Origin of the sequence: Mycobacterium sp. PS03-16 (assembly GCF_004570325.1) — a bacterium.
Classification (GTDB): Bacteria; Actinomycetota; Actinomycetes; order Mycobacteriales; family Mycobacteriaceae; genus Mycobacterium.
The window spans coordinates 97,259-122,155 of the sequence record NZ_SPQO01000001.1 but is presented as its reverse complement, the minus strand read 5'-3'; the positions used below and the strand labels follow the sequence as shown (position 1 = coordinate 122,155).

Here is a 24,897-nt window from a genome sequence, read left to right as displayed (position 1 = left end):
CGACCGTGGTGCAGAACTCGACGCGGGGGCGGAAGGGGTCGTGCACCGAGATCGCTCAGTAGTGGCCCGGGCCGCGACCGGCCATGTCCTCGAGCCGGCGGATGCGGTCGGCGATCGGCGGATGGGTGGAGAACAGCTTGCCCATCTTCTCGCCGGCGCGGAACGGGCTGGCGATCATCAGGTGCGCCTGATCGGCGAGCTGGGGCTGCGGCGGCAGCGGCGCCGCCTCCACCCCGCCGGAGATCTTGCGCAGCGCCGACGCCAGCGCCAGCGGGTCACCGGTCAGCTCGGCACCGGACTGGTCGGCCTGGTACTCCCGCGACCGCGACACCGCCAGCCGCACCACCGTCGCCGCGATCGGCCCCAGCAGCGAGACCAGCAGCAGCGCAAACGGATTGGTGCCCTCGCGGTTACCGCCGAACATGCCGGCGAACATCGCGATGTTGGCGAGCGCGGTGATCACCGACGCCATCGCACCGGCCACGCACGAGATCAGGATGTCGCGGTTGTACACGTGCGACAGTTCATGGCCGAGCACCGCGCGCAGTTCCCGCTCGTTGAGGATCTGCAGGATGCCGGTGGTGCAGCAGACCGCGGAGTTGCGCGGGTTGCGCCCGGTCGCGAACGCGTTGGGGTTCGCGGTGTCGGAGATGTAGAGCCGCGGCATCGGCTGGTGCGCGGCGTTGGCGAGTTCGCGCACGATGCGGTACATCACCGGCGCCTGCAGTTCGCTGACCGGCTGCGCGTGCATCGCCTTGAGCGCGAGCTTGTCGCTGTTGAAGTACACGTAGACGTTCATGCCGACGGCGAACAGCACCGCCAGCGCCATGATCGACCGGCCGAACAGCGAGCCGACGAACACGATGAGAGCCGACATGCCGACCAGCAACAGGAACGTCTTGAACCGGTTGGCGTGCGGATTCCACGTCATAGCGCTTTTCTCCTCAGCGGGGTGTGAGAGCGAGTCCTTGCACAGTGAACGCTGGACACGGCGCGCCGGGTTCCGCCGTCGGTCAGCCGTGCCGGGTGATCGTGTAGTCGACCAGCGACGCCAACGCGTGCCGACCGGGCCCTTCGGGCAGCTGGGCGAGTTCGTCGCGGGCCTGCTGCGCGTAGCGGGCCACCGTCGCCTTGGCTTGCTCCATGCCTGGTGAGCGGCGTAGCAGCCGCAGCGCCTCGGCCAGATCGTCGTCGTTGTCGACGGGCTGGGCCAGCAGTTCGCGCAGCCGGTCGGCGTCCGGTCCGGTCTCGCGCAGCGCGTATAGCACCGGCAGGGTGTGAACTCCCTCACGCAGGTCGGTGCCCGGCACCTTGCCGGATTCGTCCGGGTCGCTGTCGATGTCGATGATGTCGTCGGAGATCTGGAACGCCGTGCCGACGATGCCGCCGAGCCGCGCCAGCCGCTCGATCTGCTCCTCGCCGGCGCCAGAGAACGTCGCCCCGAACCGGCCCGACGCGGCGATCAGGCACGCCGTCTTCTCGTAGACCACCTTGAGGTAGTGCTCGATCTCGTCGACACCCTCCACCGCGCCGCGGGTCTCGCGCATCTGCCCGGTGACCAGCTGGGCGAACGTGTCGGCGATGATACGCACCGCCTCGGGGCCGAGCCGCGACACCAGCCGCGACGCCGTCGCGAACAGGTAGTCGCCGGCCAGGATCGCGATGTTGTTGCCCCAGCGGGCGTTGGCGCTGTCCGCACCACGCCGGACCTGGGCCTCGTCCATCACGTCGTCGTGATACAGCGTCGCCAGGTGCACGAGTTCGATGACCGCCCCCGCCACCGACACCTGCCAGGCGTCCGGTTCAGGCCCGAGCTGCGCCGAGAGCACCGTGAACAGCGGCCGGAACCGCTTACCGCCGGCCTGGAACAGGTGCTGCACCGCCTCGGCCATCAGCTCGTCGGCCTTGCCGAGTTCGGTCGCCATCAACTCCTCGATGCGCGCGACGCCGTCCCGGACTGCGGTCGCGAATGCCGCGTCGCCGAAATCCACCCCCGCCACCACGGTCGCCGGTGTCCTCACAGTGCCAACATACTGGGAACCATGGACATGGCGGCGGGCAGGAGCGAAGCGACCCGCGGAAACACGAATGCGGATGTGGTCGTGGTCGGCGCCGGACCTGCGGGTTCGGCGGCGGCGGCGTGGGCGGCCCGCGCGGGCCGCGATGTGCTGGTCATCGACTCCGCGCAGTTCCCCCGCGACAAGGCGTGCGGCGACGGGCTCACCCCGCGCGCGGTCGCCGAGCTCGAACGCCTCGGACTGGGACCGTGGCTGGACACCCGCATCCGCCACCGCGGGCTGCGGATGGCGGGTTTCGGCGCCGACGTCGAGGTGGCGTGGCCCGGGCCGTCGTTCCCGGCGACCGGCAGCGCGGTGCCGCGCACCGAGCTCGACGACCGGATCCGCTCCGTGGCCGCCGACGACGGCGCCAAGATGCTGCTCGGCGCGAAAGCGGTTGCGGTGCAGCATGGCTCGTCGGGGCGGGTGGAGTCGATCACACTGGACTCCGGCGAGCGGATCGGTGTCGGGACGCTGATCGTCGCCGACGGCGCGCGGTCGACGCTGGGCCGGACACTCGGCAGGCAATGGCACCAGCAGACGGTGTACGGCGTCGCCGTGCGCGGCTATCTCGCCAGCCCGCGCAGCAACGAACCCTGGATCACCTCACACCTGGAGCTGCGCTCGCGAGAGGGCACCGTGCTGCCCGGGTACGGCTGGATCTTCCCGCTCGGCAACGGCGAGGTGAACATCGGCGTCGGCGCGCTGGCCACCGACAAACGGCCGGCCGACGCGGCGCTGCGGCCGCTGATGTCGTACTACACCTCGCTGCGCCGGGAGGAGTGGGGCTTCGACGGCGAACCGCGCGCCCCGCTGTCCGCGCTGCTGCCGATGGGCGGCGCCGTCTCCGGTGTCGCCGGGCCGAACTGGATGCTGATCGGCGACGCCGCGGCATGCGTGAACCCGCTCAACGGCGAGGGCATCGACTACGGGCTGGAGACCGGGCGGCTGGCCGTCGACCTGCTCGACGCCGTCGACCTGACCCGCGCGTGGCCTGCGGTCCTGCAGGAGCACTACGCGCGTGGCTTCTCCGTGGCGCGCCGGCTCGCGCTGCTGCTGACGCTGCCGCGGTTCCTGCCGCTGACCGGGCCGGTGGCGATGCGGTCGACCACGCTGATGCGCATCGCGGTGCGGGTGATGGGCAACCTGGTCACCGAGGAGGACGACGACTGGATCGCTCGGGTGTGGCGGGCCGGCGGGCTGGCCTCGAGCGGATTGGACGCCCGCAAACCGTTCAGCTGATCACGCCTCGCGGTGGGGTTCGCCGCCTGCGCCGGGGCTGGCCTCGTCGATCGGCTCGGACAGCGCGCGGCGGCCCGGCGGCTGATGGTCGTCGCTGATGCGGTCGCCGACCTCGTCGACCGGGACCTGCGTGGCTTCCTTCGCGCCCAGCTTCTGGGCGGCCTCTTCCTGGCTCATACGTTCGTCGCTCATGGGGCACGGCTACCCGCCGGCGGCCCGGTCAATCGTCACTCGTCGTCGAGTCCGAGGCGGCGCCGGTTGCGCTCGGCCAGCGCCAGGCCGATCCGGATGTCCATGGGCGTCTTGTCGTCGTCACCCGAGCTCGTACTGGTCAGCCACAGTGCGATCAGCACATCACCGGCGGTGATGAACAACCCGAACCAGTACGCCCACTTCATCGCCGGATCCGGTTGTGTCGCAAAGTAAAGAGTCAGGAAGATCGGGCCGACGCAGCCGAAGACCAGCATCATCGCCTGGAACCGGACGTACCGCCAGAACGTCTGCACCGCCACGCTCCCGTCGCCTGAGCTCAACGCTGCGGAGCATAACGCGCACCACGGGTGTTCCGCAGTCGTCGACAACACGTCCGGTCACGGTTGCCTGCCGTTCAGCTCGGCGTTCTACCGTCGGCGCATGGGTGTTGCTCCGCACAAGCCGGCGGCTCCCCCGCCGCCGGACGACCACGCGCCGCGCAAGACGCGCACTCCCGAGGAGCGGCGGGTCACCCTCTGCCCCACGTGCTTCCTCGCCCTGCCTGCCGCCTCCGAGCGGTGCGAATACTGCGAGTGAGCCCGGGCGGTAGCGTCGGCGGCATGACCTGGACGCTCGACGCCGCCGACGGTGACCTGCACATCCTCACCGACGTCGCCGGCCCGGCGGCTCGCATGGGGCACCGGCTCACCATCCTGGTCGCGTCGTGGAGCGCCTCGGTGGAATGGGCGGGCGAGCACCCGGGGGCCGTCACGCTGGTCGCCGACATCGGGTCCCCGTCGGTCGAATCCGGTGAGGGCGGCGTCACCCCGCTGTCCGGGCCGGAACGGGCGCTCGCCCGCTCCAACGCCCGGAAATCCCTGTCGGCGCAGCAGTTCCCGACGGTGTCGTTCGAATCCTCTACGGTGACACCGTCCGATCGAGGGTACCGGCTGACCGGGGAACTGCACATCCACGGCCGTCGCCGCGAGCACAGCGTCGACGTGCAGGTCGACGAGCGCGGTGACACGTGGCACATGTCGACACGGAGCACCGTGCGGCAGAGCGACTTCGGCGTCAAACCCTATTCGATGCTCATGGGGTCGATGAGGGTGGCCGACCCCGTCACCGTCACGTTCTCCGCGACACGCGCCAAGGATTAGCCGGCCGGTTTGACCGCAGCGTGCAGCGCGACGATGCCGCCGGACAGGTTGCGCCACCGCACCTGCGACCACCCCGCGTCGGCGATCCGCTGCGCCAGCGCGGCCTGATCGGGCCACGCCCGGATCGATTCGGCGAGATAGACATAGGCATCGGGATTGGACGCCACGGCGCGGGCCATCCGCGGCAGCGCCTGCATCAGGTACTCCTTGTACAGCGTCGCGAACGCCCGGTTGGTCGGCGTGGAGAACTCGCAGACCACCAGCCGCCCACCCGGCCGGGTCACCCGCGCCATCTCGCGCAGACCGGCCGCATGGTCGACGACGTTGCGCAACCCGAAGCTGATCGTCACCGCGTCGAACGATTCGTCGGCGAACGGCAGCCGCGTGGCGTCGGCGCCGACCTTCGGCACATCGCGCCCGCGCCCGGCCGCCAGCATGCCCACCGAGAAGTCCGCGGCGACGCAGTACGCGCCCGAGGCGCCCAGCTCGACCGTCGACACCGCGGTCCCGGCCGCCAGGTCGAGGACGGTGTCCCCGGGCCCGATACGCAGCGCCGCGCGGGTCTCGCGGCGCCAGAACCGGTCCTGGCCGAGCGAGAGCACGGTGTTGGTGATGTCGTAGCGGCGCGCCACCGCGTCGAACATGGACGCGACCTCGTGCGGGTTCTTCTCCAACGTCGCGCGGCTCACCCCGCCGACGCTACCCGGGATCCGGCGGGCGGAGGGAATCAGGACAGGCCGGGCGGCCTTGTATGCGGATATGAGTGGAAAAGTCTGGTTCATCACCGGGACGTCACGCGGCTTCGGCCGGGAGTGGACGATCGCCGCGCTCGACCGCGGTGACCGCGTCGCCGCCACCGCGCGGGACACCTCGTCGCTCGACGACCTGAAGGCCACCTACGGCGATGCGCTGCTGCCCATCGCGCTCGACGTGACCGACCGCGACGCCGACTTCGCGGCGGTCGCGCAGGCCCACGAGCATTTCGGCCGCCTCGACATCGTGGTCAACAACGCCGGATACGGGCAGTTCGGCTTCATCGAGGAACTGTCCGAAGCCGAGGCCCGCGACCAGATCGAGACCAACGTGTTCGGCGCCCTGTGGATCACCCAGGCCGCGCTGCCCTACCTGCGGGCCCAGCGCAGCGGCCACCTCATCCAGGTGTCCTCGATCGGCGGCATCACCGCATTCGCCAACCTGGGCATCTACCACGCGTCGAAGTGGGCGCTGGAAGGGTTCTCGCAGTCGCTGGCCCAGGAGGTCGCGCCGTTCGGCATACACGTCACGCTGGTCGAGCCGGGCGGGTTCTCCACCGACTGGGCGGGCGCCTCGGCCAAGCGGGCCACCCCGCTGCCCGACTACGCCGACGCCCACGCCGAGGCGCAGCGGATCCGCGACCAGCGCACCGCGAAGTCCGGCGACCCGACCGCCTCGGCGCGGGCGATCCTGCGGATCGTCGACGCGTCCAACCCGCCGCTGCGGATCTTCTTCGGCGAGCTGCCGCTGCAGCTGGCCAAGGCCGACTACGAGAGCCGGCTGGCGACCTGGGAGCAATGGCAGCCGGTATCGGTCGAGGCGCAGGGCTGAGCTAGCCGCGGACGCGCACCTCCACGAGCGGCAGCGCGGTGTCGTGCGTGGTGATCGGTTGTCCCAGCGCCTGCTCGAGCGTGGGTGTGAGCGCCTCCCAAGCCCGCGGATGCCGGGCGGCGTAGCCCTGCAGGACTTCGTCGGCCTGTGGTGTAGGCAGCACAGTGGCGGTCGCGGGCGCGTCACGGCGCCCGCCCGACCACACCCGAACCCGCGGTTCGGCAAGCACGTTGCGGAACCACTGCGCGCGGGTGCCGAACCCTGACGCCACGACGTAGGTGTCGGCGTCGGGCCGGGTGAGGACCTCGAGCACCACGTAGCGCGGGACGCCGGTGCGTCGGCCGATGTGCTCGAGCATCAGCAGGCGTGAGCCGAGCAGGCCGCCGAGCCCGCTGCGGTACAGCCAGATCGGCGCGCGCACCAGCGCGCGCCGGTGCAGGGCCCAGCCGATCGCCCGGTGCGCCGCGTCGTCGATGAAGCTCATAGTGCAATTGTTGCGTTGGCGCAACAGCATGTCCAGTGCGGGTTCAGCCGGCGGAACCGATGCGGTGCAGCGTGCCGTCGGGGTCGACGTAGGCGAATTCGCGGAGGCCGTAGGGCGTGTCCTCGGGCCGGCTGAACCGGCCTGCGACGTCGAGCGCGGTCCACTCCGCGTACAGCGCGTCGGCGTCATCGACGTAGAGGTAGACGCCCGCGGCGGTGCGCAACGGGTCGTGCTCCGACCATTCCGTGAGGTGCAGCGAGACCGGGCCGCGGTCGACGAACCCGTACCGGTCGGGGCCGTCGTAGGCGCGGACGTCGAAGCCGAGCCGACGGTACCGCTCGAGAGCGGCGTCGAGGTCCAGCACCGGGATGATGGGGGCGACACGCTCGAATCGCACAGTCATCCCGTCAGTGTCCTGTGCGCACGCTCGTGATGCGCCGAGCGTGCGCGAAAGCGGGCCGGCGCACGGCGTGTCGCGGGACAGACACGCACGCTCGCGGAAACGGGCGAGGTGGACTAGGCGGCTTCGCGGCGGCGCTGGCCCAGCACCGCCTCGTAGTGGCCGATCAGCTCGTCGCAGATGGCCGGCCAGGTGCGGACCAGCACGCTGCGCCGCGCGGCGGTCGAGTAGCGCTGCCGCTCGGCGATCAGGTGGTCGACGGACTCGGACAACCGGGCCTCGAACTCGTCGACGCCCAGCAGCAGCCCGGTGCGGTAGGGCGCCACCAGATCGCGCGGGCCGCCGGCGTTCGGCGCGATCACCGGCAGCCCCGACGCCATCGCCTCCTGCACGGCCTGGCAGAACGTCTCGTGTTCGCCGGGATGGACGAACACGTCCATGCTGGCGTACGCGGTGGCCAGCTCCGCGCCGTACAGGGCGCCGGTGAACACCGCCGTCGGCATGGCCGCTTCGAGCTTGGCGCGGTCCACCCCGTCGCCGACGACGACCACCTGCAGATCGTTTCGTGCACTCAGCGTGGCCAGCCGCTCCACGTGCTTCTCCGGCGCCAGCCGGCCGACGAAGCCGACCACCGGTTTGCCGTTCGGTGACCACCGGTGCCGCAGCGCCTCATCGCGCGCGGACGGGGCGAAGCCGGTGATGTCCACGCCGCGGGCCCAGCGGTGTACCCGCGGGATACCGTGCGCCTCGAGGTTCTCGATCGCCGACGTCGACGGCGCCAGCGTGCGGTCGGCCTTGCTGTGCAGCCGCCGCGTCCACGCCCAGGACGCCCGCGACAGCGCACCGATGCCGTAACTCTGGGCGAACCCGGCGACGTCGGTCTGGAACACCGCGACCGTCGGCACCCCGAGATGGCGGGCCGCGTGCACGCCACCCCACCCCAGCAGCGCCGGTGAGGCCAGGTGCACGACGTCGGGGTCGAAGCCGCGCAGCACCTTCACCATTCGCGGCCGCGGCACGCCCAGCGGCAGCGAGGTGATCTTCGGGAACATCTTCGACGGCACCCGGTGCACCCGCACCCCGTCGTGGACCCGCTCGGCGGGCGCCTCACCGCGTGGTGTGTCCGGGGCGATGACGATGACCTCGTGGCCGGTGCGGCGGAGGTGCTCGATCACCCGGAGCACCGAATTGGTGACGCCGTTGACATTCGGGAGGAACGATTCTGCGACGATCGCAACGCGCACGGGCTGAGCGTGACAGCGGCGACTGTCGGGGAGGTTGCGTCCCGGGATACAGGACACGAAAAGCAGGATTCGGCTGTCTGGGTGGCACGGTACGGTTTGCCGGTGCGGATGTGGATCACGCTCGTCGCCGCGGCCCTGCTGCTGGTCACCGTCGGCTGCACCCGGGAAGTGACCGGCACCGCGCGGGTCGACCCGAATCAGCCGCGCGCCGCGGTCACCGAGGACGGCTACGGCATTTTCGTCGGCGATCCGCGGGCCCCGGCGCAGATCGAGGTGTTCACCGAACCGCAGTGCTCCCACTGCGCGCAGCTGCAGACCGACTACGGCCGCGACATGGCCGGCTACATCAGCCTCGGCCAGCTCGCGGTGACCTACCGGCCGGTGACCTTCCTCGACGAGAACGGCGACCACTCGGCGCGGGTGAGCAACGCGATGTTCGTCGCCGCCGACACCGCGCCGCGCGCCGCCGCATTCCAGACCTACGTCGAGGAACTGTGGGCCCATCAGCAGCCCGGCGGCCCCGGTCCCACCGACGACGAGCTGGCGGGTTATGCCCGCGACAGCGGCATCCCGGCACCGGGGGTGAACGCGATCGCCGCAGGCGACGCGGCCGTCGACACCGCGGCCATGACCGACCTCAACATCTCCTACCTGACCGAGATCAGCACCTACGAGATCGGCACCCCGACGGTGTACGACCTGGTCAACGGCGCGGTGATCGACCTGACCGACGAGGATTGGCTGACGCGGCTGATCTCGACGATCTAGGGACGAAGCGCGACCCGGATGCAGTTGTCCTGCTTGTTCTTGAACATGTCGTAGGCGCGGACGCCCTCTTCGAGCGGCAGGTCGTGGGTGATCAGCTTCGCGGGGTCCAGATCGCCCTGCTCGACGTAGTCGAACAGCCGCGCCATGTAGCGCTGGCCGTGCTGCTGCGCGGACTTGATGGTCAGCCCCTTGTTCGTCACCACGCCCATCGGGAACTTGTCGGTCAGCCCGTACACCCCGAGCACCGAGACCACGCCGCCCTTGCGGCAGGCCAGCACCGCCTGCCGCAATGCGCTGGCCCGGTCGGTCTCCATGCGCAGCAGCTGCTTGGCCCGGTCGTAGACCTGCTGCACGCCGGTGCCGTGGCCCTCCATGCCGACCGCGTCGATGCATGCGTCGGGTCCGCGGCCGCCGGTCATCTCGCGCAGCGTCTCGTGCACGCTGTCGGCGGCGCCGTAGTCGATGGTCTCCAGCCCGAACTGCCCGGCCAGCGCGAGCCGCTCCGGGTAGCGGTCGATGACGATGGCCCGTTCCGCGCCGAGCAGCAGCGCGCTCTTGGCCGCCATCAGCCCCACTCCCCCGGCGCCCCACACCGCGACGGTGTCGCCGGCGCTGACGTCGCAGAAGTCGGCGCCCATGAAGCCGGTGGGGACCGCGTCGGACAGGAACAGCGCCTGCTCGTCGGTGATGTCGCCGGGCACTTCGAAGCAGTTGGCGTCGCCGAACGGCACGCGCACGTACTGGGCGTGCGAGCCGGCGTACCCGCCGAACGGGTGGGTGTAGCCGTAGATGCCGCCGGACGGATAGCCCAGCAGCGGTTGCTGCAGTTCGGCATTCGGGTTGGTGGTGTCGCAACACGAGTACAGCTCGTGATCGCAGTAGTAGCAGTTGTTGCACGCGATGAACGACGGCACCACCACCCGGTCGCCGACCCTGACGTCGCGCACCTCGGTGCCGGTTTCGATGATCTCGCCCATGAACTCGTGGCCGAACACGTCACCTTCGCGCATCCCCGGCAGGTAGCCGTCGATGAAGTGCAGATCAGATCCGCACGTCGTGGTGAGCGTGACCTTGAGGATGACGTCGTGCGGGTTGATCAGCTCGGGATCGTCGACGGTTTCGACCGACAGGTCGTTCACGCCGTTCCAGCACAGTGCTCGCATGGTTGACCTCTCGATTAGCGCGCGGAGTCGCGCGCGCTCGGGTTGGACTTGATGGTGGGCACCTCGCCGGTCTGCAGCAGCGCCCGGCAGCGGTAGACGACCTTGAACGCCATCGCCCCGGACAGCAGGTCCGGGGCCGGGCTCTTGGTGCGCAGCGTCATCTCGGTCCCGAGGTGGTTGGGTGCGGGCCGGAAGGTGACGATGATCTCGTTGGGATCTGTGTCGCCGTCATCGGTGCCGACGAAGCGCAGTCCGCCGTTCTCGGTGTGCACCTGCGACTCCCACGTCGTGGTGGCCGGTCCGACGTGGAAGGTCCACCGGTAGCGGTCGGGTCCGGTGACCTCGACGTCACCGAGGTCACCGAGCACCATCGACATGCGGTGCGCGTCGCGCCACAGTTCCTCGGCTTGCACCACGGTGCAGCGGACCGTGACCGACTGACCGGTCGTCGCGTCGGTCGGTGCGTGCTCGCCGACCTTGTTCACCACGTTGGCCGCCAGGTGCGTCACGCGGTCCTTGGCCGAGTCGATGATCGACATTTCGGGCTCCCTCCGTCGCGCGGGGCGATACCCGGCCACGGGACGGCCAAACGGTTCGGCGCAAGCGGGCGCAATATCGCACTGTCCGCGGCGGAATCGCGTGACTCTATGCCTGCTCGGCAGAAGAGGGCGAGGAAGGCTCCGGTGAGCGCTCGATGCGTTTCTGCAGGTACGCCAGGCCGACCAGGGCGCCGCCGGCGATCAGCCATCCCACCACCGCGATCGAGCCGGCCGGGATGATCGCCAGCGACGCGTTGCGGTGTTGCACGCGCACCAGATCCGGGTCGTTGCGGTCGTATTCGACGTAAATCCGCATGCCCACCTCGAGTTCCGAGGGGTAGAGCACGCCGAGTTCGGGCCGGTAGGTCACCCGGTCAGGGGTGACGAACTCGATGGTCGAGCGGCGCGGTCCGGCGCTGAGCACGGTGGCCTCGGCGACGCCCATGTGGCGTTCGATCTGCCGGTCGTTACGCCACGCGCCGACCACCATCAGCACCGACTGCAGCGTGACCAGGCAGGCCGCGATGACCACGCCGATCCGCACGCGCCGCAGGATGCGCTGCGAGCGGGTCTCGCCGTCGACGCCGTACAGGTGCGGCAGCAGGCTGCGGCGGATCGCCAACAGCCGGGGCGGGACCCTCACAGGGCGGACCGGATCGACGCGTGCAGGGCGCGCAGCGACGACCGGTCGGCCTTCACCTCCAGCACCCGCATCCCGTCGTTGGGCTCGTCGAGCGCCTCCGCGAGCTGACCGACCTCGATCTGGCGGTTGTCGACGTGATACGCCCGGCACAGCGCGCCGACGTCCACGTCGTGCGGGGTGCCGAACACGCGCGACGAAACGTCGCGGAACCGCGGATCGCCCTGCTCGAGGAGTTCGAAGATGCCGCCACCGTTGTCGTTGGACACCACGATGGTCAGGTCGCGCGGCGTGGGTTCGGTGGGACCGATGAGCAGCCCGGAACTGTCGTGCACGAAGGTCAGGTCGCCGAGCAGCGCGACGGTGCGGCCGCCCGTGCGTTCGTGGGCCAGCGCGGCGCCGATGGCCGTCGACACCGTGCCGTCGATCCCGGCCACACCGCGGTTGGAGCGCACCCGCAAGCCCTGAGTGGCGAACCCGACCAGCGCGGCGTCGCGCACCGGGTTGCTGGCGCCGAGCACCAGCTGATCCCCGGACCGCATGGCGTCGACCACCGCCGCGGCGACGTGCAGCCCGGTGGTCAGCGGGTGCGTGGCGAGCTGGTCGCGGACCGCGCCGATCGCCCGCGCGTTGGCGTCGGCGCAGCGGGCCAGCCAGGCCGGATCCGGGGTGCCGCTGGTCACCGCGCGGGTGCCGGTGGCCTGGGAGTTGCCGCTGACATCCGGCCAGCGCGGGCCGGTGGTGAGCGCGTACGCCGGCACCGCCGGGTCGGCCAGCAGCGCCGAGACCGGGCGGTGCAGCGTGGGCCGGCCGAGCATGATGACCTGCCGCGGCTTCAGCAGGCGCAGCGCCAGCGGGTGCAGCGGGTTGGCCGCGGGCGGCGCGGTCGGTTCGGCGACGGTCGGCAGCGCGGCGAGGTTGGGGTGAACACCCGCGCCGTGGCCGGCGATCACCACGGTGTCGGGGGTCAGGTCGATGTCGAGCGGCTGGTCGAACGTCACCGGCGGCGTGTAGGTCCACGGCTTGCCGTCGGGCCGACCGGGCGGGCACGCGCCGTCGTCACCGATCTCCGGGACCAGCGGTTCGCGCAGCGGGATGTCGAACTGCACCGGCCCGGCGTTGGCGCTGCGCGCCCCCGTCGCCGCCACCAGCACCCGGCACGTCGCCGAGCGCCACTGCGCGTTGAGCGAGTCCATGTTCTCGGCGTCCTCGGCCAGGCCGAGGCTGATGTTGGCCCGCACCTGGGTGCCGAAGTAGCCGAGCTGTTCGTAGGTCTGGTTGGCGCCGGTGCCGAGCAGCTCGTAGGGCCGGTTCGCGCTGAGCACGATCAGCGGCACGCGCGCGTAGTTGGCCTCCACCACCGCCGGGCCCAGGTTGGCCACCGCGGTGCCCGACGTCATCGCCACGCACACCGGCGCGCGCTCCGCCACCGCCAGCCCGATCGCGAGGAATCCGGCCGTGCGCTCGTCGATGCGCACATGCAGCCGCAGCCGGCCGGCGCGGTCGGCGTCGGCCAGCGCGAACGCCAGCGGCGCGTTACGCGACCCGGGACACAGCACGACGTCGCGGACGCCGCCACGAACGAGTTCGTCGACGACGACACGCGCCTGTGCCGTGGAGGGGTTCATCGCTACAGGATATCGGCGAAGAATTTCAGGGCCGCGGCGTTGACCTCCTGCGGCCGTTCGATGAAGCCCAGGTGACCGGCGTCGGCGATCTCCAGATAGCGCCCGTGCGGCAGCGCCTCGGCGACCTCGCGGCCCAGGTGCGGCGGCAATACGACGTCGTCGGCGAAGCCCATCACCAGCGTCGGGATCCGGATGCTGCGGTAGGCGGCGAGCCGGTTCTCGGTCGGACCCACGTGCCCCTGCGCCAGCAGCCCGGGCGTGTGTTTGGTCGGCCACATGGTGAACATGTCGATCCAGTCGCCGATCGCCCGGTCGTCGTTGATCGTCTTGGGTGAGAAGTTCTCCAGCACACGGACTTTGGCGTCGTACTTCGGTGGCAGGTCGATGCCGGCCGCGACGAGTTCGTGTTCGGCGTCGGCGAAGAACGACCGGGCCCGGTCGTGGCGGCCGCGGGTGGCCATCAGCACGGCCGAGCGGACGAGTTCGGGCCGGGCCAGCATGAGTTCCTGGGCGATGTAGGAGCCCATCGACACCGCGACGATGCGGGCCGGCGCCGCGCCGAGCTGTTCGATGAGCGCGGCGGTGTCGGCGACCATCTGCTCGACGCCGAACCCCTCGGCGTTCTCGGTGGCGCCGATGCCGCGGTTGTCGAAGGTGATGGTGCGGTAGCCGTTGCGCAGGAATTCCGGGACCTGATGCAGGTGCCACGTGCGGCCGGCGCCGCCGCGCCCGGCGATGAACACCACCGGGATGCCGCTGCCGCGATCGTCGTAAGCGAGGTTCACGAGTCCCGACGCTACTGGAGGGCGATTTCGGTGTGCGCGGTCGCGCCGGGCGCGACCAGCTACACCGAAATCTCGGAGAAGGCGAGGATCGGGATCGTGCGCCCGCCGGTCATCTGTTCGTAGTCGGCGTAGCTGGGGATCCACTCCTTGGCGATCTGCCACAGGCGGTCACGTTCGGCGCCCATGACCTCCTCGCCGAGGAAGGTGCCCTGGTAGCCGCCGGCGGCGAGCGTGACCCGCGGGTTGGCGCGCACGTTGTGGTACCAGGCGGGATGCCTGCGGCCGCCGTAGTTGGAGGCGACGACGATGACCCGGCCGTTGTCGGTGAAGTAGGTCAGCGGCGTGACGCGCGGCTCACCGCTGCGCGCGCCGGTGGTGGTGAGCAGCAGTTCGGGGGTGACCATCGCGGTCGAGATCCGCCCGTTGCTCAGGCGCAGCAGCTGCCGGTCGATGCGGTGCGCGCCGTGGCGCAGCAGGTAGCGCACCGGCCGGGGCCGCAGCAGCCGCGCACCCACCTTCAGCATCGGCGAGCCGGCCGTCGGATCCACTTCCGGTATGCCCACCCGGCCGATCCTAAGCCGACGTGCGCTCCCGCCGGCCCCGGCGTCCGCGGTTGCGGACGGCCTGCAGCGACCGGTCCCACAGCAGCAGGGCCGACGGGCCGAGCTGGCGGTGGGTGACGAACGTGTCCTTGGCCAGCGCGGCGGTGGCCGCGGCCTTGGTGGCTGCCGACGCCTTCGACAGGTGGCCCGAGTCGTACGGCGGCTGCGGGTCGTATTCGATGATCAGCTGGATCGCCTTGGCCTGTGCATCGCCGGCGATCTGGCCGGCCAGCCACATCGCCAGGTCGATGCCCGCGGAGACGCCCGCCGCGGTGACCACCTTGCCGTCGCGCACCACCCGCTCGTCGCCGACCGGCGTGACCCCGAACGTCCGCAGGGTCGGCACCACCATCCAGTGCGAGGTGGCGCGCTTGCCCTTCAGCACGCCGGCCGCCGCCAGCAGCAGCGACCCCGAGCACACCGAGGTGGTCCACGCGGTGGTGGTGTGCGCGGTGCGGATCCAGTCGAGCAGCTTCTCGTCGCGGGCGTGTTCGGTGGTCGCGGGCCCGCCGGGGATCAGCAGGATGTCCGGCGACGGCGTCTCGGCGAGCGAATGGGTGGCGCCGACGACCAGCACGCCGGAGTCGGCGGTGATCGGTCCGGGTTCGTGCCACACGAAGCGGACCTCCGCGTCGGGCAGGTTGCGCAGCACCTCGTAAGGGCCGATGAAGTCGAGTGCGGTGAAACCGGGATAGAGCACGACAGCGATCTGGGTCATGACGGGTTCCTCTCAGGCGAAGGTTCGGCGGTACTGGTCGGGGGACACGCCGAGGCGGCGAACGAAGTTGCGGCGCATGGACTCCGCGGTGCCGAAGCCGCAGCGGGCGGCGATCGCGGTGACGGTGTCGTCGGTCTGCTCGAGCTGGCGGCGGGCGGCCTCGGTGCGGACCCGCTCGACGTAGGCGCCGGGCGGCTCCCCGACCTCGGTGGTGAACAGCCGGGTGAAGTGGCGCGGGCTCATCGCGGCGCGCTGCGCGAGCGCGGTGATGCTGTGCGTCGCACCGGGTTGGGCCTCGATGGCCTCCTGCACCTCGCGGATCGGCGCCCGCTTGGCGCGGGGCGCCCAGACCGGTGCGGCGAACTGGGTCTGCCCGCCGGGCCGGCGCAGGTACATCACCAGCCAGCGCGCCACGGTCTGTGCGGCGTCGGTGCCGTGGTCGTCCTCGACGAGGGCCAGCGCGAGGTCGATGCCCGCGGTCACCCCGGCCGCCGTCCACACCGACGGCGAGCTGCGCACGAAGATCGGGTCGGGATCGACGGCGACGGCCGGATAGCGCTCGGCGAGCCGGTCCGCATAGGCCCAGTGGGTGGTGGCCGGGCAGCCGTCGAGCAGGCCGGCCTCGGCGGCCAGGAAAGCGCCGGTGCACACGGTGACGATGCGGCGGGTGTGCGGGGCGGCGGCGCGGATCCACTCGACGAGGTCGGTGTTCGCGACGGCCGCCTCGGTGCCGAATCCACCGGGCAGCAGCAGGGTGTCGAGCGGCCGGGCGGGATCCGGCAGCGGTGCGGCGACCAGCGTGAGACCGTCGCCCGTGGTGACCGGGACACCGCCGACCGAGGCGACGGTGACCGAGTAGCCGTCGTCGTCACGGCCCTGCGCGGTCAGATAGCGAGAGGCGCCGGTGAACACCTCGAACGGGCCGACGAGGTCGAGTCCCTGGATGCCGGGGAACCCGACGATCAGCACCGACCTGGTCACCGCATCAGTGTCATCGACTCGGGGCCGTGTCGTCTACGCCAGGCATCCCACAGATCAGGACACCGCGAGCGCACGGTTGTTGTATCGATCGTGCGAGTGGGGCCGTCACCAACCGTGCAGTCGGCGAGGGTCAGTGCACGAGCGGGGCGAGATGCGTGCGCGCGTACGCCGTCACCGCGTCGTCGTCGGTGACGTCGAGCACCGAGGTGCTGACCTGCACCAGGGACGCCGCCAGCCGGATGTGCAGCTCGGCGACGGCGAGCAGGTCGTGGTCGGCCATGGTGGCCCCGGCCGCGCGCAGCGCCTTGGCCATCGCCGCCGAGGCGCTCTCCAGGAACAGCCGCGCCTCGTCGTACATCCCCGCGGTCGCGGTGAAGTCCGCGTCGAGCTGCAGGAAGCGCCGCATCACCGGTTCGCCGGTGAGCAGGCGGACCCCTTCTCGGAACGCGGCGACCGCGGCCTCCTGCGGGCCGGCGTCGACGCTGACGGTCTGCAGCCGCGCCATCGCGGACTCGAACGTGGTGCGGCCCAGCTCGGTGATCAGCGCGTCCCGGCTGGGGAAGCGTCGGTACAGGGTGCTGCGACTGACCCCGGATTGCCGGGCGATGACGTCCATACTCAGCCGGCCGACGCCGACGAGCGCGACCTCCTCGGCGGCAGCCTTGAGGATGGCCGCCTCCTGTTCGGTGCGGCTGGCACTGGTCCGGAGCCGTCGCATCGGTCCACCCTAGGTCAGCGGGCGGGGCATCCGAGTGGTGGTGCGAAAGACTCCAGCGCGACCGACCGGTGCAACCGCACGAGCTTCTCGTACTCGATGCGGTTGCGGGCGAGCGGGATCAGCAGCAACCGGTCGGGCAGGACGCGCCAGGCCAGCTGCAGCAGCCGGGTGTAGAACTCGAACTCCCGGTCGTGCCGCGCCTGCCACCGGAAGCCCGTCATGTCGCGGATCTCCGGATGCAGGATGCCGAACGAGCAGATCTTGACCACCCGGCCGGCCACCGGCCGGAGCAGGAGCCACGGCGGGGTGAGCGCGCGGCGCACCGGCGCGGGGAGCACCAGGGTGGGCAGCGGCAACCGTGTGAGGTCGGCGGTGACCCGCTGCAGGAACGGGTTGGCCTGCAGGTGACTGCGCACCATCTCGTCGTAGTAGGCGGTCGCCTCGGCGTAGGTGGCGGGGAACTTGGCGTTCTTGCCGGGCAGTTCCAGCGCTGCGAACGCCTCCAGCAGTTGTTGATAGGCGGCGTCGCGTTCGGCGTCGGTCATCACGATGCCGGTACACGGCGTGAAGGAGTTGAGCACCAGCACGATGCCGCTGACCGCGATCCAGTTCCACAGCTTAGGGTCCAGCGCGCTGTAGCGCACGTCGGCGAAGTCGCCGGTTCCGTGGCCCCGCACGTCCCGGTGCAGCAATTTGAGGCGCTCCGCCTCGGCGACGCGATCCGCGGAATCCCCCCAGATCGCCAGCAGTGCCGAAAAGCCGCTGCGCACACCGCGGTCGGCGAAGTTGGCGGCGAACCGCCCGGTCTTGTCCACGGCCGCGGCCACCGGCACCAGCGCGACCTCGTCGAACGCCGCCGCGCCGAAGAAGCCGCCGAACACGCTGCCGCTGTGCTTGCGAAACTGCCGCATCACGTCCGAACGCACGGTCGCGGCGGGGTGCTGCACGGCGGGTTGAGCTACTGCGACCATCTCGGCCTCCAGGCGTCGTCGTTGACACAAAGACTATGTCTTTGTGTCAACATGTCAACGCTCAGAGCCGCTTGATCTCCCGCACGGCCCGGTAGAACGGCGCCGATGCCGCCATGCTTCGCCGCAGGCTGCGCTGCAGGAACGTGGCGTTGAGCAGAACGAGGTGGCGGACACCGCAGTCGCGCCACTCCGCGGCCTTCTCGACGACCTCGTCGGGAGTGCCGATCAGCCCCATGCTCCTGACCACCGACGTCGGGACGTTCTTGACGTACGACAGCGCGGTCTGTTCGTCCCAACCCTGGGGCATGATGTCCTGCGCCCCGGCGAACCCGGCGCCCAGCGGATGCGTGGCACCGTGCTTGGCGAACGCCGCATCCGGCATGTTGAGCATGCCCACCTTGACCACTTCGGATTCCAACGCCTCATCGACCAGGCCGCGGCTGCTCGCCGTGAGAGCGACCAGCAGAACGGCAGGCACGATCGACATCGGATCGCGACCCGCGTCGCAGGCGGCGGTACGCACGGCCGCCAATCGTTGCGCGTACTCGCGCGGTTCGGTGAGGAACGCCGGGAAGAAGCCGTCGCCGTACCGGCCGACCGCCCGCAGCATGCGCGGACCGTGCGCGGCGATCCAGATCGGTGGCCACGCACCGCGGTACGGGGGCAGCGCGAACAGCGCGTTGCGTAGCGGGAAGTACGGCGAATCGCGAGTGACCAGCTCGCCCCCGGAGTTCCACAGCGCGCGGATGGTGGCCAGCGCCTCTTCGAAGCGGGCGACCGGTCGCGACCAGTCGACCCCGTAGGGTTCGTTGCCCTCTCGCTCACCGGTGCCGATGCCGAGGATCGCCCGGCCGCGTGTCAACAGGTTCAGCGTGCACGCGGCCTGCGCGGTGACCGCCGGGTTGCGCCTGGCGGTGTCGGTGACGCACACGCCGAGACGCAGCCGGCCGATCCTGTTGCGTGCGGCGAGGTTTCCGAGCATCGTCCACGGCTCCATGGTCGCGTCGATGGTCGGTGTGAGCTTCGCCGTCCCGCAGTAGCGCGGCTGCCACAGCGACCGCGGAAACAACGCATTGAGGTGATCGGGCACCCAGAAGGAGTCCGCCCGGATCGCCGCCGCGCCCAGATAGTTGACGCGGGTGAGTGTCTCGGCCCTCGGCCGGCCCGCGATGATGAGATCGCTCAACCCCACCTGCATGGCCCAAGTGTGCGCGCGACCGAATCCGCTGCCTAGGGCCCGCCGTCACGCCTCTAGCAGGTGCAAACACTCAGCAACGCGGTCGATCCACCACTGCCTGCGGTCGGCAGGCGCGGCCAGCGCCGCCACCCGGTCGGGATCGGGTGTGACGGTACCCACCGGCAAGTACCCGTCGACGGGAACCAACGGTGCCGCAACGTCTTCGGCAAGCAGGCCACCGGTGCCCAGGCCGCACGCATGGTGCAGCTCCGGCAGCGCCGCGGCGGCCAGCAGCCCCCGGGAGATGCCGACGGCCGAATCCAGCGCACTGGAGACGACCACAGGTATGTCGATCTGCGCGGCGATGTCCAGCATCCGCCGGACCCCGCCGAGCGGCGCCACCTTGACCACCGCGACGTCGGCGGCCCGCGCCCGCACCACCCGCAGCGGGTCGTCGGCCTTGCGAATGCTCTCGTCCGCGGCGATCGGCACGGCGGTGCGGGTACGCAGATCGGCGAGTTCTTCGACCGTGCGACAGGGTTGTTCGAGGTACTCCAGCGGCCCGTCGACGGTCAGCGCGTGCGCCGCGGCGACGGCCTGCTCGACCGTCCACGCACCGTTGGCGTCGACCCGCACGGTGGGAATCGCGGCGCGGACGGCGTTGACCCGCGCCACGTCGTCGGCCAGCGTCTGACCCGGTTCGGCGACCTTGACCTTGGCCGTGCGGGCCCCGGGGAACCGGGCCAGTACGGCGTCGACCTGTCCGGCGTCGACGGCGGGGACCGTCGCGTTGACCGGGATCCGGTCCCGGTGGATCGGCACCGGGTCGCCGTAGGCGGCCTCGAGCGCCGAGGCCAGCCACGCCGCCGCCTCCGGCGGGGCGTATTCGACGAAGGCGCCGAACTCGCCCCAGCCGTTCGGTCCTTTGATCAATGCCAGTTCCCGAGTGGTGATGCCGCGGAACCTGACCCGCATGGGCAGCGCGACGACGTGCAGACGGTCGAGGACATCGGACAGCGCGGGGATCACCCGTCCATGGTGCACCGACCCGGAAAGTTCCTTGTTTCAACCGGCGCGCGGTGGTCACTCCGACGGGGACCAGGCGACTGCGGAGGAGGCACGACCCGGTGGACTGGGTGCTCATCATCGTCGGCGCCGCGCTGGCCATCGTGGTGCTGCGCGACGTTTTCCACACCCTGTTCCATCCCGTCGGTCACGGCAGCATCGCGCCCTGGGTGATGCGGTTGGTCTGGCGGGCGCTGCGGTGGCGACGCACCCGGCCGGGTACGTCGTTGACCGGCCCGCTGGGCATCGTGGCCGTGATCGGCACATGGGCCGCCACGGCGACGGCCGGCTGGACGCTCATCTACCTCGCCCACATGCCGGAGGGCTTCCGGTACGGCAGCGAATTGGATCCCGCCACCCGCAACGACGTCCTCGACTCGCTGTACCTGTCGCTGGTGACGCTGGCGACCCTGGGTTTCGGCGACATCATGCCCGAGTCACCGTGGCTGCGGGTCCTCGTGCCGCTGGAGGGGCTCTTCGGCTTCGTCCTCTTCACCGCGGCCGTGTCCTGGGTGTTGCAGATCTACCCGGCCCTGCATCGCCGCCGGGTGCTCGCCTTGCAGTTGTCGACCCTGCGCGCGGCCCGGCGCGCCGCAGGCGGCACCATCGACGATGTTCCCGTCGACGTGCTGACGATGTTGGGCAGCAGCCTGATCGAGGCCCGCAACGACTTCACCCAGTACGGGGCGACGTACTACTTCCGCGACGTCGAGGCCGACAGTTCCCTGGCGGCCTCACTGGACTACGCCACCGACCTCGCCGACGAAGCCCGGGCGAGCGAGCATCCGCAGACGCGGATGGCCGGGGCGGTGCTCGACGACGCGGTGGAGCGGCTGGCCGAACTGCTCGGTCAGGAATTCCTCCGCATGGACGGTGACACCGATGCCCTCGTGGCGGCCTACGCCGCCGACCACGGTCACGGCGGCGGCTAGACCGTCGCGCGGTCGCGCCCCTCCCAGAACGGCTTGCGCAGATCCTTCTTCAGGATCTTGCCCGTCGGGTTGCGCGGCAACTCCCTGGTGATGTCAACGGTGCGCGGGCACTTGTACCGTGCCAGCCGTTCCCGGCACCAGGCGATGAGCTCCTCTTCGGTCGCCGAGCCCTCGAGTGACACAATGGCTTTCACTGCCTCGCCCCACTTCTCGTCGGGCACCCCGATGACCGCGACCTCGACGACCGCGGGATGTTCGGCCAGGACCCGCTCCACCTCGATCGAGTACACGTTCTCGCCGCCGGAGATGATCATGTCCTTGAGCCGGTCCTCGACGAAGATGAAGCCGTCCTCGTCGATGCGGCCGATGTCCCCGGTGCGGAACCACCCGTCTGGGGTGACCGCCTCTGCGGTGGCTTCCGGCTTGTTGTGGTAGCCCTTCATCAACTGTGGTGTGCGGAACCACAACTCGCCCTGCTGGCCGGTGGTGACCTCGTCACCGGTGTCGGGGTCGACCACGCGCAGTTCGGCATTCGGGATCAGCCGGCCGGCGCTGACCAGGCGTTCGGGATGTTCGGCGTCGCGGTGCGCCTCGGGCATCAGGTGGCTGATCACCCCGCACACCTCGGTCAGCCCGTACACCTGGATGAAATCGGTGTCCGGCCACGCTTCGAGCGCCGCGCGCAGCAGCGGCAGCGGCATCGGGGAGGCGCCGTAGCAGAACGTCTTGAGTGCGCCGAACAGCTTGACCGCATCAGGCCCGGTGTCGAGCACCTTGGCCAGCACCGCCGGGACCAGGAAGGTCCGGTTGGCGCCCTTGAGGATCGCGTCGGCCAGCGAGGCGCCGTCCACCTCGCGGGTCATCACGCTGGGCACCCCGTCGTTGATGCCGAACTGCACGTACGACGACCCGCCGACGTGGAACATCGGCATCGACACCATGTTCTTGTCGCCCTCGTCGAAGCCCCAGCCGTCGTGGGCGTTGACCGTGTGCGCGATGAGGTTGGACTGCATGATCTCGACGCCCTTGGGCCGGCCGGTGGTGCCCGAGGAGTACATGATCAGGCAGACGTCGTCGGGCGTGACGTCGTCGCCGCGCTCGGCGGCCGGTGCGGCACCGGCGAGCAGTGCTTCGTACTCGTCACCGTCGGCGCCGTCCGGGGTCACCTCGACCACCCGCTCGAGATGGGTGAGCCGGTCGCGGATGCGGTCGATGCTCGGGCGCAGTTCGCTGCCGACGATGAGCACCTTGGCGCCACTGTCGTTGAGCACGTAGTCGAGTTCGTCGCCGGCCAGCCGGAAGTTGATGACGGCGTTGGCGGCGCCGATCGACGCCGCGGCCAGGGTGAGTTCGACACACGCCGGGTGGTTCTTGTCGAGGAACGCCACCGCGTCACCGCGGCGCACCCCCGACTCCCTCAGCGCTCCGGCCAGTCGGCGGACCCGGTCGTTCCATTGCGCCCACGTCCATGCCCGGTCGAGATACGAGACGGCCTCACCGTCGGGCGTGGCCTGCGCCCAATGCGCGAGGCGTTCGTCGAGGAATCGGGGTTCGGGCAGCTCCGCCATGCCATGAGCGTGCCATGACAACGCCTGTTGTCAAGTCGCTTTGGTCAATCGATCCGTGCGTACACGCGGCGCCCGGCCAGATAGGTCGCCTCGACGTCCAGCGCCGCGATCTCCTCGGGCGGCACCGCCCGCGGATCCGCGGAGAGCACGACCATGTCGGCGTACTTCCCGACCTCCAACGAGCCGATCACGTCGTCGGAGAACAACTGCCAGGCCGCGTCGATGGTCTGCGCCCGGATCGCCTGGTCGACGGTGATCCGCTCCTCCGGCCCCAGCACCCGTCCGCTCGGCGCCGTGCGTGTCACCGCGACGCTGATATTGCGCAGCGGCTCCTCAGGGGTGACCGGTGGATCGTTGTGCAGCGAGATGCGCATCCCGGTGGCGACCGCCGAACCGCAGGGCATCCAACGGTTTCCGCGCTCGGGACCGAACAGACCGTCGACGATGACGTCGCCCCAGTAGTGGATCTGATCGACGAAGATGCTGCAGGTGACGCCGAGTTCGTGCGCGCGCCGCAACTGCGCGTCGGTGATGGCGCCGACGTGTTCGAGCCGCAGCCGATGATCGGGACGCGGGTGCGCCCGCAGCACCTCGGAGTAGACGTCGAGGATGGTGTCCACGCCGGCGTCGCCCTGCACGTGGCACGCCATGGGCCAGCCGAGCGGGAAGTAGGCGAAGACGATCTCGCTGAGCTGTTCGCGCGTGTAATTGGCGTGGCCGCAGGAGCCGGGCACGACGCCGATGGTGCGCGTGGCCGCGGTGTCCAGATACGGGAACGTCAGGTCGATGTTGCCGATCCAGGGCGACCCGTCGACCCAGATCTTGATGCCGACCTGGCGCACCACATCGTCACCCGCGCCCGGGCTGGCGGTGCTGACCATCCGCGGGTTGGAGATCTCGTAGGTGCGCAGCCGCACGGTCAGATCGTCGTGCAGGCCGTCGAGCAGCGGCCGGAACACCGGGTCGAACGCCATGTCCGAACAGGTCGTCAACCCCACGCGGTTGAGGCGGCCGCATTCGGCCCGCAGCATCGTCGGATAGTCGCTGGGTTGCACCACACCGGCCAGCAGCGGGAACACCGCGCCGGTCTCCTCGGCGGTGCCGTCCAGGTTGCCGTCCGCATCGCGGCCGAACCGCGCGCCCTTGGGATCTGGGGTGTCGCGGCTCAGTCCGGTGCGCTGTGCGGCGACGCTGTTGAAGAACGCCTTGTGCCCGGAGTTGTGGATGATGACCAGCGGGCTGTCGGGGGCGATGCCGTCCAGCCAGGACAGCGTGGGCTGCGGAAGGCCGTCCTGCAGCAGCGGATCCCACCCGTTGAGGTAGGCACCCTGCTGCCCGCGACGGGCCACCTCCGCGTGGACCGCGCCCACCACGTCGTCGGCCGACGGCATCGCCACGGGGCGGATGTCGACCATCCGCTCGGAGAGCACAATGGCCTCCATCAGCGGATGACCGTGCGCCTCCACCAGTCCCGGCATGACGCAGCCGTCCCCGATGTCGACGACCTCCGTGCGGTCACCGATCCACGGCGCGACGTCCGACCGGTCCCCGACGGCGACGATGCGCCCATCGGACACGGCGATGGCCTCGGCGGTCGGGCACGTCTCGTCCACGGTGAGGATGGTTCCGGTCAGCACCAGATCGGCGGCGGGCATTGCCCGATGCTAGCCATATGACCTGCGGTTTCCGGTGACCGACGAGGAACTTCAGAAAAAGTTCGCGACCGTGTCGATTTCTGCGGGGTGCCGTTCGACGTCATGACGAGGGCACGATGGACGGGCCCCTTCACCACCGACAGAAGGAGACGGAACAATGGCGCGTTACATGCTGATCATGCGGTCCACCCCCGAGGCCGAAGCCGCGATGGCCGAGCAGGAGATCGACTTCGACCAGATCATCGAGCAGATGGGCCGCTTCAACGAGGAACTGGTCAAGGCCGGTGTGCTGCTGGCCGGTGAAGGCCTGACCGGCCCCGAGGAAGGGTTCGTCGTGGACTTCAACTCCGACCCGCCCGTGGTGACCGACGGGCCGTACACCGAGGCCAAGGAACTGTTCAACGGCTTCTGGATCCTCGACGTGTCCTCGAAGGAGGAGGCCAAGCAGTGGGCGCAGAAGGTGCCGCTGGGTCAGGGCGTCAAGCTCGAGGTGCGGCGGGTGTCCGAGACCGAGGAGTTCCCGACGGACAACCCGTGGATCCAGAAGGAAATCCAGTGGAAGGCCGATCTCGCCGAGAAGATCGCGGCGCAGGCCCGTAAGGCTGCCGGCCGATCATGACCGCG

29 protein-coding genes are annotated in these 24,897 nt (G+C 70.3%); 7 read left to right on the top strand and 22 right to left on the bottom strand.

Features of this window, described 5'->3' with window-relative positions:
• Positions 1–55 precede the first annotated feature (55 nt).
• Both htpX and grcC1 read right to left on the bottom strand, forming a co-directional pair.
• Positions 56–931, bottom strand: coding sequence for a zinc metalloprotease HtpX (gene htpX / locus E4P42_RS00720; RefSeq protein ID WP_135122434.1), 876 nt, complete (start codon positions 929–931; stop codon positions 56–58).
• Positions 932–1,013: 82 nt separating this feature from the next.
• A complete protein-coding gene (grcC1, locus tag E4P42_RS00715; protein ID WP_167759301.1) occupies positions 1,014–2,021 on the bottom strand; it encodes a nonaprenyl/(2E,6E)-farnesyl/geranylgeranyl diphosphat synthase in 1,008 nt (335 codons plus the stop codon).
• A 27-nt stretch (positions 2,022–2,048) separates the two neighbouring features.
• Between grcC1 and menJ the strand changes: the two genes are divergently transcribed.
• Positions 2,049–3,299: a menaquinone reductase gene (gene menJ / locus E4P42_RS00710; protein WP_135122585.1), complete on the top strand. Its 1,251-nt coding sequence runs from the start codon at positions 2,049–2,051 to the stop codon at positions 3,297–3,299.
• On the opposite strand, the gene E4P42_RS00705 is transcribed toward menJ, so the two are convergent.
• Together E4P42_RS00705 and E4P42_RS00700 are read right to left on the bottom strand one after the other, a co-directional pair.
• The gene (locus tag E4P42_RS00705) at positions 3,300–3,491 is read right to left on the bottom strand and encodes a hypothetical protein (RefSeq protein ID WP_135122433.1); all 192 of its coding nucleotides are present in this window, start codon (positions 3,489–3,491) and stop codon (positions 3,300–3,302) included. It lies immediately after the preceding gene.
• 35 nt (positions 3,492–3,526) lie between these two features.
• Positions 3,527–3,832, bottom strand: coding sequence for a hypothetical protein (locus E4P42_RS00700; RefSeq protein ID WP_245233826.1), 306 nt, complete (start codon positions 3,830–3,832; stop codon positions 3,527–3,529).
• 100 nt (positions 3,833–3,932) lie between these two features.
• On the opposite strand from E4P42_RS00700, the gene E4P42_RS26855 reads away from it, so the two are divergent.
• Both E4P42_RS26855 and E4P42_RS00695 read left to right on the top strand, forming a co-directional pair.
• A complete protein-coding gene (locus E4P42_RS26855; protein WP_167759300.1) occupies positions 3,933–4,088 on the top strand; it encodes a hypothetical protein in 156 nt (51 codons plus the stop codon).
• A gap of 23 nt (positions 4,089–4,111) precedes the next feature.
• Positions 4,112–4,651 carry a YceI family protein gene (locus tag E4P42_RS00695; protein WP_135122432.1) on the top strand — a complete coding sequence of 180 codons (540 nt, stop codon included), beginning with the start codon at positions 4,112–4,114 and terminating at the stop codon, positions 4,649–4,651.
• Here the strand turns inward: E4P42_RS00695 and E4P42_RS00690 are convergent.
• Entirely contained in the window at positions 4,648–5,340 is a 693-nt protein-coding gene (locus tag E4P42_RS00690; protein WP_135122431.1) for a demethylmenaquinone methyltransferase, read from the bottom strand. The two genes, E4P42_RS00695 and E4P42_RS00690, sit on opposite strands and share 4 nt — an antisense overlap.
• Before the next feature lie 70 nt (positions 5,341–5,410).
• Between E4P42_RS00690 and E4P42_RS00685 the strand changes: the two genes are divergently transcribed.
• On the top strand, positions 5,411–6,235 hold the full coding sequence (locus E4P42_RS00685) for an SDR family oxidoreductase (RefSeq protein WP_135122430.1): 825 nt from the start codon (positions 5,411–5,413) through the stop codon (positions 6,233–6,235).
• A gap of 1 nt (position 6,236) precedes the next feature.
• Here E4P42_RS00685 and E4P42_RS00680 read toward each other — a convergent pair whose 3' ends face one another.
• From E4P42_RS00680 to E4P42_RS00670, 3 genes are all read right to left on the bottom strand, one after another.
• Positions 6,237–6,719 (bottom strand): nitroreductase family deazaflavin-dependent oxidoreductase, encoded by a 483-nt coding sequence (locus E4P42_RS00680; protein WP_135122429.1) that lies wholly within the window; start codon positions 6,717–6,719, stop codon positions 6,237–6,239.
• 43 nt (positions 6,720–6,762) lie between these two features.
• Complete coding sequence (locus E4P42_RS00675; protein ID WP_135122428.1) at positions 6,763–7,122, bottom strand: VOC family protein; 360 nt, start codon at positions 7,120–7,122, stop codon at positions 6,763–6,765.
• A 113-nt stretch (positions 7,123–7,235) separates the two neighbouring features.
• Complete coding sequence (locus E4P42_RS00670) at positions 7,236–8,363, bottom strand: glycosyltransferase family 1 protein (protein ID WP_135122427.1); 1,128 nt, start codon at positions 8,361–8,363, stop codon at positions 7,236–7,238.
• Positions 8,364–8,471: 108 nt separating this feature from the next.
• Between E4P42_RS00670 and E4P42_RS00665 the strand changes: the two genes are divergently transcribed.
• On the top strand, positions 8,472–9,131 hold the full coding sequence (locus E4P42_RS00665) for a thioredoxin domain-containing protein (protein WP_135122583.1): 660 nt from the start codon (positions 8,472–8,474) through the stop codon (positions 9,129–9,131).
• On the opposite strand, the gene E4P42_RS00660 is transcribed toward E4P42_RS00665, so the two are convergent.
• The 12 genes from E4P42_RS00660 to E4P42_RS00605 all read right to left on the bottom strand — a co-directional run bounded on the left by E4P42_RS00660 (position 9,128) and on the right by E4P42_RS00605 (position 20,082).
• Positions 9,128–10,294, bottom strand: coding sequence for a zinc-dependent alcohol dehydrogenase (locus E4P42_RS00660; protein ID WP_135122426.1), 1,167 nt, complete (start codon positions 10,292–10,294; stop codon positions 9,128–9,130). The two genes, E4P42_RS00665 and E4P42_RS00660, sit on opposite strands and share 4 nt — an antisense overlap.
• Positions 10,295–10,308: 14 nt before the next feature.
• The gene (locus E4P42_RS00655; RefSeq protein WP_135122425.1) at positions 10,309–10,833 is read right to left on the bottom strand and encodes a hypothetical protein; all 525 of its coding nucleotides are present in this window, start codon (positions 10,831–10,833) and stop codon (positions 10,309–10,311) included.
• A gap of 106 nt (positions 10,834–10,939) precedes the next feature.
• Positions 10,940–11,476 (bottom strand): DUF3592 domain-containing protein, encoded by a 537-nt coding sequence (locus E4P42_RS00650; protein WP_135122424.1) that lies wholly within the window; start codon positions 11,474–11,476, stop codon positions 10,940–10,942.
• A complete protein-coding gene (gene menD, locus E4P42_RS00645; RefSeq protein WP_135122423.1) occupies positions 11,473–13,101 on the bottom strand; it encodes a 2-succinyl-5-enolpyruvyl-6-hydroxy-3-cyclohexene-1-carboxylic-acid synthase in 1,629 nt (542 codons plus the stop codon). The genes E4P42_RS00650 and menD overlap by 4 nt, the downstream gene beginning before the upstream one ends.
• Before the next feature lie 2 nt (positions 13,102–13,103).
• A complete protein-coding gene (locus tag E4P42_RS00640) occupies positions 13,104–13,886 on the bottom strand; it encodes an alpha/beta fold hydrolase (RefSeq protein ID WP_135122422.1) in 783 nt (260 codons plus the stop codon).
• Positions 13,887–13,945: 59 nt separating this feature from the next.
• Complete coding sequence (locus E4P42_RS00635; protein WP_135122421.1) at positions 13,946–14,449, bottom strand: nitroreductase/quinone reductase family protein; 504 nt, start codon at positions 14,447–14,449, stop codon at positions 13,946–13,948.
• A 10-nt stretch (positions 14,450–14,459) separates the two neighbouring features.
• On the bottom strand, positions 14,460–15,206 hold the full coding sequence (locus tag E4P42_RS00630) for a DJ-1/PfpI family protein (RefSeq protein WP_135122420.1): 747 nt from the start codon (positions 15,204–15,206) through the stop codon (positions 14,460–14,462).
• A 12-nt stretch (positions 15,207–15,218) separates the two neighbouring features.
• Positions 15,219–16,187, bottom strand: a complete 969-nt coding sequence (locus E4P42_RS00625; RefSeq protein ID WP_135122419.1) for a GlxA family transcriptional regulator — start codon at positions 16,185–16,187, stop codon at positions 15,219–15,221.
• 130 nt (positions 16,188–16,317) lie between these two features.
• On the bottom strand, positions 16,318–16,905 hold the full coding sequence (locus E4P42_RS00620; RefSeq protein ID WP_135122418.1) for a TetR/AcrR family transcriptional regulator: 588 nt from the start codon (positions 16,903–16,905) through the stop codon (positions 16,318–16,320).
• A 14-nt stretch (positions 16,906–16,919) separates the two neighbouring features.
• Positions 16,920–17,876 carry an oxygenase MpaB family protein gene (locus E4P42_RS00615; RefSeq protein WP_135122417.1) on the bottom strand — a complete coding sequence of 319 codons (957 nt, stop codon included), beginning with the start codon at positions 17,874–17,876 and terminating at the stop codon, positions 16,920–16,922.
• Positions 17,877–17,937: 61 nt separating this feature from the next.
• Positions 17,938–19,074 carry an LLM class flavin-dependent oxidoreductase gene (locus tag E4P42_RS00610; protein ID WP_135122416.1) on the bottom strand — a complete coding sequence of 379 codons (1,137 nt, stop codon included), beginning with the start codon at positions 19,072–19,074 and terminating at the stop codon, positions 17,938–17,940.
• A 45-nt stretch (positions 19,075–19,119) separates the two neighbouring features.
• A complete protein-coding gene (locus E4P42_RS00605; protein WP_167759299.1) occupies positions 19,120–20,082 on the bottom strand; it encodes an o-succinylbenzoate synthase in 963 nt (320 codons plus the stop codon).
• A gap of 98 nt (positions 20,083–20,180) precedes the next feature.
• Here E4P42_RS00605 and E4P42_RS00600 point away from each other — a divergent pair, with 98 nt between their 5' ends.
• Positions 20,181–21,050, top strand: coding sequence for a potassium channel family protein (locus E4P42_RS00600; protein WP_245233825.1), 870 nt, complete (start codon positions 20,181–20,183; stop codon positions 21,048–21,050).
• Here the strand turns inward: E4P42_RS00600 and E4P42_RS00595 are convergent.
• Together E4P42_RS00595 and E4P42_RS00590 are read right to left on the bottom strand one after the other, a co-directional pair.
• The gene (locus E4P42_RS00595; protein WP_135122414.1) at positions 21,047–22,618 is read right to left on the bottom strand and encodes a long-chain-fatty-acid--CoA ligase; all 1,572 of its coding nucleotides are present in this window, start codon (positions 22,616–22,618) and stop codon (positions 21,047–21,049) included. The two genes, E4P42_RS00600 and E4P42_RS00595, sit on opposite strands and share 4 nt — an antisense overlap.
• 44 nt (positions 22,619–22,662) lie before the next feature.
• Positions 22,663–24,273: an amidohydrolase gene (locus E4P42_RS00590; RefSeq protein WP_135122413.1), complete on the bottom strand. Its 1,611-nt coding sequence runs from the start codon at positions 24,271–24,273 to the stop codon at positions 22,663–22,665.
• 157 nt (positions 24,274–24,430) lie between these two features.
• Here E4P42_RS00590 and E4P42_RS00585 point away from each other — a divergent pair, with 157 nt between their 5' ends.
• Complete coding sequence (locus tag E4P42_RS00585) at positions 24,431–24,892, top strand: YciI family protein (RefSeq protein WP_135122412.1); 462 nt, start codon at positions 24,431–24,433, stop codon at positions 24,890–24,892.
• The last annotated feature ends 5 nt before the right edge of the window (positions 24,893–24,897 follow it).